At 55.1% G+C, this 15156-nt stretch carries 11 protein-coding genes; 1 reads left to right on the top strand and 10 read right to left on the bottom strand.

The window, feature by feature from the left end; all coding sequences use genetic code 11:
• Positions 1-37: 37 nt before the first annotated feature.
• The gene (gene yhbH, locus A6M21_RS03570; protein ID WP_066666519.1) at positions 38-1192 is read right to left on the bottom strand and encodes a sporulation protein YhbH; all 1155 of its coding nucleotides are present in this window, start codon (positions 1190-1192) and stop codon (positions 38-40) included.
• 472 nt (positions 1193-1664) lie between these two features.
• On the opposite strand from yhbH, the gene murJ reads away from it, so the two are divergent.
• The gene (gene murJ / locus A6M21_RS03565; protein ID WP_066666518.1) at positions 1665-3236 is read left to right on the top strand and encodes a murein biosynthesis integral membrane protein MurJ; all 1572 of its coding nucleotides are present in this window, start codon (positions 1665-1667) and stop codon (positions 3234-3236) included.
• Between the two features lie 141 nt (positions 3237-3377).
• Here murJ and larE read toward each other — a convergent pair whose 3' ends face one another.
• The 9 genes from larE to A6M21_RS03520 all read right to left on the bottom strand — a co-directional run bounded on the left by larE (position 3378) and on the right by A6M21_RS03520 (position 15000).
• Positions 3378-4175, bottom strand: a complete 798-nt coding sequence (gene larE, locus A6M21_RS03560; RefSeq protein WP_242868750.1) for an ATP-dependent sacrificial sulfur transferase LarE — start codon at positions 4173-4175, stop codon at positions 3378-3380.
• 213 nt (positions 4176-4388) lie between these two features.
• Positions 4389-5444, bottom strand: a complete 1056-nt coding sequence (locus tag A6M21_RS03555) for an XdhC family aldehyde oxidoreductase maturation factor (RefSeq protein WP_066666516.1) — start codon at positions 5442-5444, stop codon at positions 4389-4391.
• Positions 5428-6798 (bottom strand): DVU_1553 family AMP-dependent CoA ligase, encoded by a 1371-nt coding sequence (locus A6M21_RS03550; protein WP_066666515.1) that lies wholly within the window; start codon positions 6796-6798, stop codon positions 5428-5430. Before A6M21_RS03550 ends, A6M21_RS03555 begins: the two co-directional genes overlap by 17 nt.
• Before the next feature lie 5 nt (positions 6799-6803).
• Positions 6804-8183 (bottom strand): radical SAM (seleno)protein TrsS, encoded by a 1380-nt coding sequence (gene trsS, locus A6M21_RS03545; RefSeq protein ID WP_066666514.1) that lies wholly within the window; start codon positions 8181-8183, stop codon positions 6804-6806.
• Entirely contained in the window at positions 8176-8631 is a 456-nt protein-coding gene (locus A6M21_RS03540) for a DVU_1555 family C-GCAxxG-C-C protein (protein ID WP_066666513.1), read from the bottom strand. The genes trsS and A6M21_RS03540 overlap by 8 nt, the downstream gene beginning before the upstream one ends.
• Before the next feature lie 37 nt (positions 8632-8668).
• Positions 8669-9400 carry a DVU_1556 family methyltransferase gene (gene trsM / locus A6M21_RS03535; protein ID WP_066666512.1) on the bottom strand — a complete coding sequence of 244 codons (732 nt, stop codon included), beginning with the start codon at positions 9398-9400 and terminating at the stop codon, positions 8669-8671.
• A gap of 12 nt (positions 9401-9412) precedes the next feature.
• Complete coding sequence (locus A6M21_RS03530) at positions 9413-9592, bottom strand: DVU_1557 family redox protein (RefSeq protein ID WP_427854598.1); 180 nt, start codon at positions 9590-9592, stop codon at positions 9413-9415.
• A 43-nt stretch (positions 9593-9635) separates the two neighbouring features.
• Complete coding sequence (locus tag A6M21_RS03525; RefSeq protein WP_066666511.1) at positions 9636-11960, bottom strand: pyridine nucleotide-disulfide oxidoreductase/dicluster-binding protein; 2325 nt, start codon at positions 11958-11960, stop codon at positions 9636-9638.
• A gap of 259 nt (positions 11961-12219) precedes the next feature.
• Positions 12220-15000, bottom strand: coding sequence for a molybdopterin-dependent aldehyde oxidoreductase (locus A6M21_RS03520; RefSeq protein WP_066666510.1), 2781 nt, complete (start codon positions 14998-15000; stop codon positions 12220-12222).
• Positions 15001-15156: the final 156 nt, after the last annotated feature.

Here is a 15156-nt window from a genome sequence, read left to right as displayed (position 1 = left end):
ACCGGGCACAGGGGAAATGACAAACCGGTGGAAAAAATTAACCCTTTGCCTGCTGTTCCGGTGTAACGGCAAAAAACTTTTTCAACGCCGGATAGACGCCGCTCTTGTCTTTAATGGTCACCGCGGTAAACTTGGGGTTGTTGATCTTTTTATAGGCCGAACGCAATGTGCTGGTGTAATAATAGGGTCCTTCGATTTCGCCGTAGCCGACCAGGTTGCAAACATTCAGCAACTGGTTGACTGCCTTGACACAGTTTTCGTTATCCGAGGCCAGGTTGTCGCCATCGGAAAAGTGAAAGGCGTAAATGTTATAATCCTGGGGCGAAAAGCGCTTTTCAATGATTTCCAGGGCCAGCTTGTAAACCGAAGAACAGCGGGTGCCGCCGCTGGCCCCCTTGGTGAAAAATTCCTCCTCGGTGGTTTCCTTCGCTTCCACATGGTGGGCCAGAAAAACAATATGCACGTTCTGGTATTTGGTACGCAAAAAACGGACCATCCAGAAGAAGAAACTGCGGGCGATATATTTTTCAAACGGCCCCATACTGCCCGATGTATCCATCATGGCCAGCACCACGGCGTTCGACTCGTACTTGAAAGTGACCTCCCAGGTTTTAAAGCGCAGATCGTCTTTGGTAATGCTGCCCAGGGGAGGCAAACCGTTTAAGGCGTTGCGCTTCATCGCCTCCAGGATGGTGCGCTTGCGGTCGATGTTGCTGGTGATGCCTTTTTTGCGTATATCCCTGAATTCCAGCGCTTCCGAGGCCAATTGCGGCTTTTTCTTTTGTTCCAGGTTGGGCAGGCCGAGATCCTCAAAAATCAGCGCCGCCAGTTCGTCAATGGTGATTTCCGCCTCGTAGTAGTCCACGCCTGGTTCCTCGCCGGCCCCCTTGCCCTTGCCGCTGCCAGGCTGGGGATCACTGCCCAGCACGTCACCCACTTTGCTTTTGCCGTCACCCTGACCGCCGTGCTTACGCTTACCTTGATCATAGCGAAAATGATATTCATCCAGGGAACGGATGGGTACCTTGAGCACTTTGTTACCGTCGCTCATAATAATGCTTTCTTCACTGACCACATCGGCCAGGTTTTTTTTGATCGCTTCCCGCACTTTCTCCCGGTGCCTTTGCCGGTCGATCTCCCCTTTGCGGTGCAGCGACCAGTCTTCCCGGGAGACCACGTGTTTACCGGGCATTGGCCATTCCCCCTACGCTCTGACTGTTTAACCGATTGCCCACCTGCTCCTTTGTCCTTTCCCGCGCAAATCCCGATGGACATCAACCCTGCCAACGGAAAGCTTTCTAGCCCGCGGTGAATACTACATTATATGCATGGCGGCCCGGAAGCAGTATCCACACCGGACTGGATATGCAATTGAATTTTAAACGGTATGAGCGAAGCTGTTACCGGCCAGGCGGCGGGCCGGACCATTTCCATATAACCGGGATGGCGCCCCGCCAACCGGAAGCGGAGGAATTGAACATGGTCACTTTTGGGTAAATTCAGAACAACGGAGCATTATACGTTTTTTTCTGGACGGCCCGGGGTTTGTGTTTTTCAGAAAACCTTTTTACCAGGCAGGACTTCATATAAATAATATAGAATGGTTTAATTTTGTGCTTCTATAACTGAGCACGGCGGTGAACCGGCTACGGGAGGATTTAAAATTGTCCACGGGAAAAGTAATTGCCAGGGCGACTGTAGTTCTGGCAATACTCAATTTACTTTCAAAGTTTCTTGGTATTGTTCGCGATCAGGCAGTAGCTTACATGTTTGGCGCCACTGGAATTACCGATGCCTACCTGGTCGCTTTCAATATCCCATACACATTCTTTTATATTGCCATTGGAGCGTTGGCTACAGTAGTGGTACCGGTATTTACAGAATACAGCGCCAAAGGGAAAAGAGATGAAGCGTGGAGTCTGTTTAATACGGTGATTACAATATTAATGATCATCTTTTTACTTGTCACTATCGTTGGCATATTATTTGCACCTTTTTTAGTAAAAATAACAGCACCGGGATTAAATCCCAAGATTGCCGCATTGGCTACACAACTAACCAAAATGATGCTGCCGATTTTAATTGTTTATGGTTTATCAACCATATTTCAGGGACTGCTCAATGCCAACCAGGTGTTTGCTATTTCGGCATTCAGCACCAGTGTGACTAATTTAACCATAATTTTTTCCGCGTTTACCCTGGGAGCAAAATTCGGGATAAATGGTCTGGCATTTGGTTCTGTGCTCGGTTTTACACTGGCTGCCTTGATCCAGGTTCCCAAACTGAGAAAACTTGGTTTTCATTATAAATTTTCAATTGACTGGAGCCATCCGGGCATACGCAAAGTCTTATACCTGGTCATGCCGGTTGCCGTCGGTACTTCAATGAACCAAACCTACCAAATCATTGACCGGATTTTAGCCTCGGGTTTGGGTCAGGGCAGTATTTCAGCACTTAATTTCGCCAACAAGCTTATTTTAATGCCGGTAAGTTTTTTTGCCATTGCCATTGGTACTGCCTTTTACCCCACAATAACGATGCTGGCGGCTGAACACAAAGAGTGCGAACTGGCCGGCACAGTGCTGCGCGCCGTCCGGACGGTCGCCCTGTTTGCCCTGCCGGCCAGCATTGGATTGTTTGTGATGGCCACGCCGGTGGTCAAACTGTTATTCCAACACGGCCGTTTTGACTCCCTGGCCACCCAGATGACTGCAACCGCACTTATGTTGTATACGATCGGGCTGACCGGACAGGCGGTAAACATCATCCTGACCAGAGCCTTTTATGCCAGGCAGGACACCAAAACACCCGTCAAGTTGATGGGTGTTACTGTACTGGTTAATCTTATTTTCAGCCTGTTATTGATTGGTCCCCTGAAACAGGGGGGACTGGCCCTGGCCAATTCAATTGCTTCCCTGCTTAACACTGCCATGCTAGCGTACTTTTTACAAAAGCGCATGCCCGGACTGTGGAATAAAAATATCTTAAAGTTTTTGGTTCAACTATTATTGTCTTCGGTCTTTTTAGCTTTGGCCGTCCGGGAGGTCAATCAGTTTGCCGCCGGATACTTTGGCCGCAACGGGTTGACCGGCCTTGCCATTCAGGTCGGAATCAGTATTATAGCCGGTCTGGTGATATTCATCGCATCCATCTTTGCCTTAAAGATGGATGAGGCCTCCCTGGTCTTTAGTTACGCCCGGAAACTCAGGCAAAGAGTTTTATTGACCAGGAGCTAAAAATTTTATGCATCCGCAAAACCGCAGGTTAACGAAATCATATGCATTATCCACCTTCCGGCTGATCCTGGTGGCTCACGCCGGTTGCAGGGAACACAAAGCAAACGTCCACCCGGCCGGTCCGCGTGGACGTTCATTTTTCTATACTTCGTCTTGTTTTTCAACCGTTAATATTTCATCATTCATACTGCCCGTACGGTAACCCTCCAGATCCAGCGCAACATACAGGTAGCCCATTTTTTTCAACTCGGCTGAAATTATATCCGCCTGCTTCAATACATCTTCCAAATCGGATTTTGAAACCTCCAGGCGGGCAAGATCCCCATGCACCCGTACCCGCACCTGCCCAAAGCCCAGATTTTTAAGCAAAAGCTCGGCCCGGCCCACCCGCTCCAGGCCGCGGGCGGTCAACCGAGTGCCGTAGGGAAAACGGGAAGCCAGACAGGCGGCCGATGGTTTGGCAGCTGAGCTCAATCCCCGCTCCCGGGAAAGAGTCCTGATTTCTTCTTTGGTTAAACCCGCTTCCAGAAGCGGGTGTTCAACCCCCAATTCGCGGCAGGCTCTGATGCCCGGACGGTAATCCCCGGTATCATCAGCATTCAAACCGTCCACCACATGTTTTATTCCGTGCCGGCCGGCCAGCTTTTTCAGCCCGGACATGATTTCAAATTTACAGTAATAGCACCGCAACGGGGGGTTGGCCGCGATGTTTTCGTTCTCCAGGAGCGGCATTTCCACAATCAGGTGTTTTAAGCCCAGTTGCCCCGCCATCTCCGCGGCTTCGTCCACCTCTCCCGGCGGATTGAGCGGCGAGGCCAGAGTGACGGCCAGCACGCCCTCACCCAAAACGTCCCGCGCCACGGCGGCCAAAAATGTGCTGTCCACACCGCCGGAATAGGCAACCGCCACGCCGCCCGTTTCCCGTAAAATTTCCTTCAACCGGGCCAGTTTGGTTTGTTCGTCCGTTATTCCCGCCCCCCGCTGCGCAAAAATGCTTTTGCCGCCTGCTCTATGAATCTACTACGATTATACCACGCAGAACTGTTCCGGAAAACAAGGCCGGTTTAAAGTCACCGCCCCCGCCAGTTCGGTAACGGCCCGGCTTCCATACGGGAAGAATAACCGGCAGCCGGAATGACGGCGGCAATATCTTCAGAGTTGACCATACATCAGCTTTCCTCTCACCTTGATCAACTCGGCCACTATACTGACGGCGATTTCTTCCGGTGTTTCCGCCTCAATGGACAGGCCGATCGGAGAGTGAACCCCGGACAACTGCTCTTCAGTCACTCCGGTCTCGCGCAGCGCCCGGTAAATGGCGTCCCGCTTCCTGCGGCTGCCGATCATCCCGATGTAGCAGGCACCGGTTTGCAGTGCCTGGGCCAATACAGTCAGATCATAGCGGTGTCCCCTGGTGACGATGACCAGGTAACTGTCCCCGGAAATGGGCAAGTCTTTCAAACACCGGTTAAAATCCTCAGGCACAATGATTTCATCGGCCAGTGGAAAACGCTGCCGGTTGGCGAATTCTTCCCGGTCGTCCAGGACCACGGTCCGGAAATCGACCATTGCAGTCAGCCTGGCCACTTGCTGCGCAACATGGCCGGCCCCGAACAGGTAGACCGTCCCCGGGGAGTTGACGGGCTCCGCGATAAAATTTGCCTCATTCAACAGCACCAATTGGGGATACCTGCTCTTAAAGACCGGCGACAGCCGCTCCGCCAAGCCGGCGTCAGGGCTGCAGCCGGTTTGCCGGCCGTCCTTGAGCAAAAGGCACCGGTTGAACCGTGCGCCGTCACCGGCATGAGACGGCAATCCGGTTACCAGCAGCGCCCTTTGCCCGGTGCGCAGCAGGTCGCTCACGGTCCGGAAGATTTCCACGTTTACAGGATCACCGGCGGAAAGGAAATCGACAAAGACCTCCAGCCGTCCACCGCAAATCATATCCATGCCGGCCGCATCGGCGCCGGTAAGATTAAACTCCCTGATCACCGCCTGTCCGGTTTGAAACACTTCCCGGGCCTGTTCCAATACCAAGGCCTCCAACAAGCCGCCCCCGATGGTGCCCGCAAAGGACCCGTCCCGCCGCACCAGCATTTTGGTACCGGCGGTCCGGGGCGCGGAGCCGCTCCGGCTGATAATGGTGGCCGTCACCACGTCTTCCCCGCCGGCCAGCAGGCGGGTACAAGTGTCAAATAACCCTTTCATGTTCTGTCTCTCCTTTTTGGCGCCAGTCTTGAATGAATCGCTTGGCCGGCCGCCAGAGTTCCGGGGACCGGTCCACTGCAACGGGCTCCAGGATTAGAGCACCTTTACCACAGTTTTGGGCAATCACCGGGATGGAAAGCAGCGCTCTTTGGATTAATGCCGGTATTTCCCCAACCGTCCGGGCGGCCGGCTGAACTTTAACGGCCAGGCGATCCGCACCGTTGGCGGATGAAATAACCGCCTGGAAGTTCAACACACCCTTTACCGCAAATAAAGCTTCGTCCAGCGTGGACATACTGAGCAGGCCGCCCCCGGCTAAAGCGATTCTGCCCTTGACCCGGTCCCGCACCGGGGCCATGCGCTTAAGTATAGTGCCGCAGGGGCACGGTTCGGGGATAATCCGGGACAGATCACCGGTCCGGTAGCGGATTAAAGGCATGCCCCGGCGGGTGAGGGTGGTAAAGACCACTTCCCCCTCTTCCCCTTCCGGTAGGGCTACACCGGTATCCGGATTGATAATTTCAAAAAACAGGTCCGCCTCCCGCAGGTGGTAGCCGGAAAAGGCTTCGCATTCCAACCCGCCCCCCAGTCCCATTTCGGTCATCGCGTAGTGGTTGAAAACCCGGCAGCCCCACTGCTCTTTAATCCGGTTTACGATTGCCCGCGGAACATGGTCGGTATTTAGTACCACATTTTTGATCTTAATCCGGTATTTTTTTTCACCCGGCGGTTCATGGCAGGCCAGCGCAAGCACCTGTACCGGTATACCCAGCAGTGTATCAACCTGTTCTCTTTCCATTACTTCCAAAGTGTATCCGGGATCTCTTACAATCCCATGCGGTACGGGCAGCACATCCATTCGCCGCACGCTTTCGGCAAACAGATCGCCGACACTCCCCGGCCGTTCACCCGGGAGCAGGATCAGTACTTTATCCCCCGGCCGGGCGATGACCGTCATGCCGTGGTGAAAAAAATCCTTCGTCAGCTCCTGGTCGGCGGCGGTAAAAAACAATCTCTTGGGAGAGCCGGTGGTACCGGAACTTTCCAGGGTCACCACCCGCTTGATTTCGTCCTGGGAACAGCAGAGAAAACGGAGTGGATTTTGTTTTAGATCGTCTGCCGTGGTCAAGGGGAGGTCCCGCAAGTCAGTCAACGTGCGGAACTTATCCAGCGGGAAGCGGCCTAAAGACGCGCCCCGGTAAAAAGGGCTTTTTCCTGCGGCCAGGGCTATTGTTTCCTTCAGTTTCATCAACTGATAGTTTTCGATCAGGGTACGGGTCAACTGCCCCGTCTCCCCGGCGGAACCCGTTATTTTTTTAAGAATCCATTGTTCTAATGGTGTTTTTTTGTACAAGCCGCCTACCGCCCCCTGTAAATTGTTCTGCCCTGACTGCCGGTCAGGTTATAGGCACAAAAGGGTATGATTTTTCCATCGGGGGCCACGGTGTGGATGCAGCAATCCTTCAGCCGCTCCAGGTCGATATTCCAGACGTCCTGAAATGCCATGCCGGAGATACAAAGGCGATGGGATTTTGCCCTTTCCAGGAACAGATCCATACTGTCCGGCTGTGTTTTTTGTTCAGTACAACTGCATTTTTGTTGTCGCCGGACCGGCTGGGGAGCCGACCAGCGGTTGGAGACAAAACTCCTCGTTTTCCCGGCCCCCTCGCTCGCCCGCTCCGGAGGGCCGCAGCATCCTTTTTCCCGATCCCGGGCATGCCCGGTGGTAGCCATCAATGCCCCGTCCGGCATTAAAACGAAGTTGCCGTGAAAAGAACAAAGGGCGTTTTCACAACCCGGGGGCCGGAAATGTTCCGCTTTGATCCGGCCGTTTGTTTGTTGTTCTATTTTAGTGATCACCTCCGGCAGGGTGATGCGCATCCGGTCCGCCGGCGGCCGGGGATAGCGCCCGAAATAGCTCACCGGCTGAAAGTGCACACCCCGTACCACCGGTAGATACTCCATGGCCAGATCGATGATCCGGCCCAAATTATGGTCGTTAATGCCGGGAACCACCGTGGGCACGAAAACCACCCCAATCCCCATTTCCCCGCAGAGCCGTACGGCCTCCAGCTTTTCTGCCAAAAAGTCGCCGCCCCGCATGTGGCGGTGGATTTCCGGCTCCGTCCCGTCGAACTGCAGGAAAACCGAAGCCAGCCCGGCCTGCTGCAATGATGCCAGGAATTTCGGTTCCCGGCTCAACCGCAGCCCGTTGGTATTCAGCTGGATGAAGTCAAAACCCATGGAGCGGCCCAAAGCGACCAGTGCGGGCAGGTCGTCCCGCAGTGTGGGCTCCCCGCCGGAAAGCTGGATGTTATACGGGCCGCCGGCATCCAGCAGGCTTTGATACCAGCCTCTGACTGTCTCTTTGTCCGGATCGGCGTCACCGCCCCCGGCACCGGCAAAACAATAGGTGCATTTTAAATTGCAGCGGCCGGTGACCTCCAGCACCGCCGTACAGGTGTGCTGGCGGTGAGCGGGGCAAAGACCGCAATCAAAGGGACAGCCCCGGCTGACCGCTGTAAAGGGGACTTTAATCGTTGCCGGTATTTTGGGCCTGGTCCAGGACTGAAAAGAGGGCCGCCCCCGCCAGATCACCGTCCGGCAAACGCCGTGCTCCGGGCAGGTTTTCTCGATAAACACCTGCTCCCCCCGGGCTACTCTTTGAGCCGGTATTCTTTTCAGGCAGACGGGGCAGAGACTTTCCGTTTCAGAGAGAACGCCGGCCGGTTCACTCATTTTGTTCACCGGCCGGATCGATCCCGTTGGCCATCAATATTTCTTTCACCTTGCCGTAAGTGCTGATGACAATATTACCGCAGCGGGGAGTAACCGTTTTATTAGCCAGTTCGTCGCCCAAAATCTGCGCGCAATTGATCCCGCCGTAGTCGCGGCAGTTTTCAGCCTCGAACCACTGCACCAGTTCCTCCACCATTAAGAGAAACCGGTCGTGCTCCGCTTCCTCCGGCGTCCCCCGGCCGGCGTACAGACCCAGTAAACAAACCCCGCCGGTCAGCGCGCCGCAGGTTTTCCCGGAAAACCCCAGGCCGCCGCCCAGGCCGGTCATCGTCCTGACCAGGTCCGGGTTGCTTTTACCCAGGGCTTCCAACCCCAGGATGAGCAGGATTTGACTGCAGTTAAACCCCTGCCGGTATAATTCCAGCATACGCAGTAATTCATCGTTCATCCAGTTCTATGTGCTCCTTTCCGGTAAACAATGCCATTCAACCATTTTTCCCGGCCACCAGGAGGAAATACCCCGGCCGGGACTTTTTAACTGTTTCCTTGATTTCCCGGCAACTCACCGGTCCGCAGGCAAATTTGCCCCAAAAAGCATCCAAAGAACCGTGCGTCAAGATTAACCGGGCGGTCAACTCCGCCAGCAGTTTGGAATGATCCTCCCATAAAATTGTTTCAAAGCCGGCTGACTTTATTTTATCATTCAACTCACGTCTGGACATGGCTCCGGTCAAACAACTGGTCAGCGGCAACCGGCGCAGGGCCGGAACGAAGTCCGGGCAGCGGGCATAGACATCGGTCACCACCAACCGCCCGCCGACTTTCAGCACCCGGCAGAACTCCACCAGAGCCCGGTCTGGATTTTCCATCACCGACAAGGTGCATTCCGCAAATATACCGTCCATTTCTCCGTCAGCAAAGGGCAGATTCTCCCCGCTTGCCTCCCGGAGCGGCAAATCCGGTCTTCTTTGGCGGCCGCGCTCCAGCAACACCGGGGAAGGGTCCACGCCGGTGGCAACAAGATTATGGTTTGTGATCAAATGTTCCACCGTAGCGCCGGCGCCGCAACCCACATCCAGCACTCTGGCTCCCGGGGGAAAAGAACAAAGGGCCAGGGCACGGCCGGTTAAAGTAAAACCACCCGGCCGGATGGAATCACCGGTCACCCGGCGTAGTCCGTCGCTTTCATAAACCCGGCACCGTCCGGCGGAATGCATTTACGACCACCCCTATTTATCCTCCAAAGTTTTTTCCACTTCCAGCATCTTGCCCAACGCCAGTTCCTCAGTGATCAAGACCAACCCGCACTGCCTGCATTTTAAAAGTTCAACCGGAAAGCTGCTGCCCAGATAGGAAACCGTAACTTTGCCCGGTTCCATTGGCAGGCCGCATTTAAAACACTCAAAAATATTTTCCGCACCCAAATCTTTGCCGGCCACCTTTTTCACATCCTTAATTATTGCCCTCAACTTCCATCCGGTGCGAATAAGCATTGTGGACGACAAAACCGTCCGCCTGCGGAGTATACTCCACCCAGTAAGTAACACTTACCGGCCTGTGACAAGCCATAATATGGCCGTTATTGCGGTTGATTATTTTATTGCCCGTCCGCTCGGCATATTCGATCACTTTCTGGACATCTTCCTTCAGAATCAGGCGCTCCTCCATGACCCCGCTAACGGCAGCTGGCATAATCAATTTAATATTTTCAAAAGCGCTCTCATGTTGCACCACCTGATCCCTCCAGATTTCTTTGAGTAGCTTATTTTTCAACCTGGCCCTGTTTTCACGCCTTTGGGAGTAACCAGGCCCTTTTTGGGGCGGTAAAGCAAAATCAGCCAGTCCGTAAATCAAATCCAGAAGATGGTATGTCTTTTTGCCCCGGGCGGAAAAATTGTCCCGGCACATGGCGCAGTAGGCAACATAGCCGGCGGCGCTTTCCCTGATCCGCCTGTTGATCACGTCGTCCGCCAGCTTCCGGTTGGCAAACAGCATCAACCCGCCGTAGCCGCAGCATTCTGTTGTTTCACGGCTGGCCGGCAATTCTTCAATCTTAAAACCGAGCTTTTGCAGTATGCTCCGGACGCTTTGGTGAATTTGCTTCTCATGTCTGGTGGTGCAGGCGTCCTGTATGGCCACCAAACCGGGCTTTTGTGTCCCGGCGGCTTCCGGCAGCCCCAATTGATCGTATATTTCCCACAGGGAGACAATTTCTATTTCCGGCAGGTGGCTCTTAAACATCCGGTAGCAGGTCGAACAGGCCAGGATCAGGCGCGGCCCGCCCATTTCCCGCCACTGTTTCCTGATTTCCTGCAGTTCCGCTGCAAACAGCCCGGTCCGCCCGGACCATTCCGCCGGCGCACCGCAGCAGCGCAACATCAGGCCGACCCCTCCGGCAAACCGCCCGGTCAGGTAAGCATAAGCCCTCTCCACATGGCCCGGCGCGGAAGCACTCAACTGGCAGCCCGGGAAGAAGAGATGGCTGCTGGACGCATGCCCCGACTGGTGGCGGGTCAAAGCACACTGTTCGCCGTTGCTGAAGGCCATGTCCCGGAGGGGAAAATCATGGGCGGAAGGCGGCATCTTCCCTTTTTTGAACATTTCCGCCCGGGCCACCCGGCACAGTTCCGCCATATCGAAATTTTCCGGGCAAACCTCCCGGCAGAGGCCGCACAGGCTGCAGGAGTTGATCAAGTTGTTGGCCCCGTGCACGCCCATGACTATTTTAAGATTCTGGTTAATATCACGGGCATATTTTTTCGGATAAGACTTAAAATGAGCGAGGTATTCACATACCTTAACACATTCCAGGCACTGGCATGCGAGGCAGCGCCCGGCTTCCAGGACGGCTTCCTCCCGGGTGTACCCCTGTGCGGGATTGCCCGGCGCAACGGCGGGGAGCGGCTCAACCCCTTTTGTACTGGTGAAAAGCCTGGTCTGATAAGGCCCTTCATTTTCCCGCACGGCAGTTAGAGAGACCTTTTGCAGAAAACGGTCGATGGATATGGCGGCCCGCCTGCCGTCGGAAAGGGAGTTGATGGGAGAATAGTCCGGGCCGGTGCGCAGCCCGCCCCCGGCAAAAACTCCATTCAGACCGGTGGCCAAGGTAACCGGGTCAAGCCGGCACCGCCCCGCCTGATCAATTTCCGGGCCGGGAACAGGCTTGAAATTTTCTCCGGTACCCAGGTAAACGGCATCATATTCACTGCACAATTCCGGAAGGGAAATCACCTGCCCGACGGTGGCTTGATAGCGGATCTCCACACCCATTTGCTCCAGTACAGCCGTTTCGGTCAAGATAATTTGCCGCGGTAAAACCTCTGCCGGCATTTCCCACAGTCCGCCACCCAATCGGTCCGTAGCCTCGAAAAGAACCACCGGGTAGCCTTTCCCGGCCAGGTCAAAGGCAGCCGCCAGACCGCTCAACCCTCCGCCGGCCACGGCCACCCGCCTGTCTTTTTTGGGCGGAAGGGTAATTTTGGCCGGCGGGGCGGATGTCATCTCAACGCAGGCTTTTTCCAGAGCGGCGATGGACACGGGGTCTCCCGCCTCCCCCCGCCGGCAGGCAGCCTGGCAGGGGTGGTCACAAATGCGGCCGATAATCCCGGCGAAGGGAACCGTTTTCCTGAAAATATCCAATGCCCGGTTGAAGTTTCCGGCCTTCATTTCCGCCGTGAAACTTCTTACATCCACATGAACGGGACAGGCGGCAGTGCAGGCGGGAGGACGTTCCTGGGTACATCTTTCTTCATACTCACGCCATTGTTTATGATCCATTTGATCACACCATTTCGCTTTGAGCTCAGGCTGGTGGTCGTACCTCGTCGCTCCAATGCCTCGGTCCGACAACCACCTTTTAGAACGTCATTTTCATACGAATAATTTGGTGGTTGGTGGTTGGAATAGAAGGAACCGCCAAAAAGCTAATTCCAACAAACAATCCAACGGCCAACCACCAACAACTCACTGATAAATCCGCCCGTTTCAGGCAAACCGTCGCTTTAACAAGAGTTCAATCCGAATGGTATTCCCCGGTCTAATAAGGATTTTTAACCGGCCGTTTCACGACCGGGATTTCTTTCCCCTGCAGACCGGCCAGCACCTTCTCCGGCAGCGCCGGGAGTTGGGTGATGCGTACGCCGCAGGCATTGTAAATGGCGTTACATATGGCGGCATGCGGTGATGTCAGCGGCAGTTCCCCCACGCCGGAGGCGCCGTACGGTCCCATCTTGCGTGGTGTATTCACATAAATGATTTCCAGATTGTCCGGAATATCCTTGATGTACGGGATGCCGCAGGCCGCCATGCTGGTGTGCTTTTTCAGATCTTCGAAATTTTCACTGAGCGCCAGGCCGATGCCCTGCGCCAGACCGCCATAGATCTGCCCGTCGAGAGTGGTCTTGTTGATCACTTTTCCGACGTCGGCTGCCAGGGTCATCTTCACCACTTGAACCTTGCCGGTTCCGGTATCAACCTCCACCTCCGCCAGGAAGACGCCGTACATGTAAACAGCAAAAGGCCTGCCCTGGGCTGTTTCGGCATCGCAGTTGGTACAGTTGTCTGCAGCCGTGCTCCACTTGCCGCTATATTTGACCGGGATATTACCGGCCACCGCCTCGTCATAAGTCATGCCGGTCCCGTCGGCCTTCTTCAGGGCATTCACCAGTTGCTCGCAACCGTTGACGACAGCGTTGCCAATAACCACCTGGGAGCGGCTCCCGCCGGACGGGCCGCCGTTCGGCGCCAGGTTCATGTCGTTCATCACCAGCTTGATTTGCTCCGGCTTGATGCCCATCTGACGCAATACTTCGTGCGCTGTGGTCAAAAGACCGATGTCCGCGCCCTGGCCGTGATCCTGCCAACTGGTGCTCACCCGGACATTGCCGTCGGGCAGCAGTTCAACCCATACTTCGGCCCCGTCCACACCGTCCAGGCCGCAGCCGTAGATACCAACGGACACTCCCACACCACGCTTCTTCTCCGGCGTGGAGAGCCTTTCGGCCTCATCCAGGGCGGCCTTGTACTTCGGCCGGATCACGTCAATCAGTTGAGTCAGACTGTATACTTCTGGCCCCTGGCCGGTCGGGGTGGTGTCGCCGGGCCGGTAAGCGTTAATGTAACGCAGTTCCAGCGGATCGATGCCCAATTTTTCGGCCAGCACGTCCATCAAGGTCTCGGAGGCAAAAAAGCTCTGCGGTGACCCATAGGCCCGGAAGGCCGAGCCCCAGGCGTGATTGGTACAAACCGTGTAGCCGGCGCCCCTAATATTCGGAATGCCGTAGCCGGCGCCGATGAACTGGGCGCCACGCAGGGTCAGCAGATCGCCGAACTCGGAGTACGGACCGTGATCCACCGCCCAGTTGCTCTCCATGGCGACAATTTTGCCATCTTTATCGGCCCCGTATTTCAGGTCGATGAAGAAAGGCGAACGCTTGCCGGTATAGGTAATCTGCTGGTAGTAATCGAAATTAAGGAAAACGGGCCTGCCGGTGGCTATGGCCGCCGCGCCGGCCAGCGCTTCAGTGGTCGGGCTGAATTTATAGCCGAAAGTACCGCCGACACCGGGGAATTGAGACAGGAACAGGTTCTTGCCGGCCTCCAGGCCCAGCCCTTCGGCAATCATGTGCGCATGCAGGTCCAACCCGATACTCTTGGACAAAATTTGCAGGCTGCCGTTTTCATCATGGTAAGCCACAACCACGTCAGGCTCAACAGGCAGGTGGGGCTGGCGGCCGACATAAAAATCCTCCATGGAAACCACCAGATCTGCTTTTTCCATCAGCGGCGCGGTGTCCTCGCCTTTTACAATTGGCTGTTTAAAATAAACGTTGGGCGTACCGGGGTGAATCTCAATGGCGTCGGGCGCCATGGCAGCCGGTGCGCTCATGTAAGCCGGCAGCATTTCCAGCTCGACATCGACCTTTTCCACCGCGGCCCGGGCATGTGCTTCCGTGTCGGCGCAGACAATGGCAATGGCGTCGCCGAACTGAAAGACCTTTTCATCGCACAGGATTGGCCTGTCCCAACCATCCCCCTTGTTGGTGGGAAAGGTAATCAGGCCGGTAATGCGGTTTTTCCCTTTAATGTCTTTATTAGTGACAACTTTATAAACGCCGGGCATTTTTTCCGCTTCGGAGGTATCAATAGACAGGATCCTGGCGTGGGAAACCTGCGCCTGGACCAGCTTGAGCTGCAGTGTGCCGGGCGGCATCTTGAGGCCGAAATCGGCGCCGTAATCAATGGTGCCGGTGACTTTGCCAATAGCCGACGGACGCGGATAGTCGGTGCCCAGGATTTTGCCATCGGCCGGCATTATGAAACCAAGAGCGTCAGCTGTAATTTCACCGCGCATCAGGCGGGCGGCGTCCATCACCGCATCCACCAGGGGCTTGTACCCCGTGCAGCGGCATACGTTCCTGTGTTTCTGGAACCAGTCGCGCACCTCTTCCCTGGCCGGGTTGGGGTTTTCATCCAGCAGGCCTTTGGCTGAAACGATGAAGCCAGGGGCACAAAATCCGCACTGGGCGGCGCCGTGTTTAACCCAGGCCATTTGGAGGGCATGCAGGCTGGTGGGGGTGCCGATTCCTTCGATCGTGGTGATCAGGGCATCGTCGGGAACCCGCTTCATCCTGGTGGCGCAAGACATGATCACCTTGCCGTTCATGATCACTGAGCAGGCGCCGCACTGCGCCTTGCCGCAGCCGGTTTTGGTGCCGGTCAGGTGGAGCTGCCCGCGGATGACATCCGCCAGGGTGGCTTCCGGGTCAACAACCAGTTTCATTTTGGCGCCATTAATATTGACGGGTTTTTTTATCAAACTATTCACCCCTTTGTGAAAATTTAGGTAATACATTCATCTTCTGAAGCGCAAGTTTCTTGTCAAGGTTTAAACCGTCCGCCACCCCCTTTGGTTAACTTTGAACATTTTTCGTTATTCGAACTACCCGTGCGATGAGTTGTCCGGATAATTTTA

This window comes from Desulfotomaculum copahuensis (assembly GCF_001655685.1).
GTDB classification, from domain to species: Bacteria; Bacillota; Desulfotomaculia; order Desulfotomaculales; family Desulfovirgulaceae; genus Desulfotomaculum_G; species Desulfotomaculum_G copahuensis.
Note: the sequence above shows the minus strand (reverse complement) of the source record. Positions and strands in the feature narration are given on the sequence as shown.

What these genes read in the sequence shown, in the direction of transcription:
- A6M21_RS03525 (WP_066666511.1), bottom strand. Translation starts at nt 11,960, where the DNA reads ATGGATCATAAACAATGGCGTGAGTATGAAGAAAGATGTACCCAGGAA.
- A6M21_RS03540 (WP_066666513.1), bottom strand. Translation starts at nt 8,631, where the DNA reads ATGAACGATGAATTACTGCGTATGCTGGAATTATACCGGCAGGGGTTT.
- A6M21_RS03555 (WP_066666516.1), bottom strand. Translation starts at nt 5,444, where the DNA reads ATGAAAGGGTTATTTGACACTTGTACCCGCCTGCTGGCCGGCGGGGAA.
- trsM (WP_066666512.1), bottom strand. Translation starts at nt 9,400, where the DNA reads ATGCATTCCGCCGGACGGTGCCGGGTTTATGAAAGCGACGGACTACGC.
- yhbH (WP_066666519.1), bottom strand. Translation starts at nt 1,192, where the DNA reads ATGCCCGGTAAACACGTGGTCTCCCGGGAAGACTGGTCGCTGCACCGC.
- trsS (WP_066666514.1), bottom strand. Translation starts at nt 8,183, where the DNA reads ATGAGTGAACCGGCCGGCGTTCTCTCTGAAACGGAAAGTCTCTGCCCC.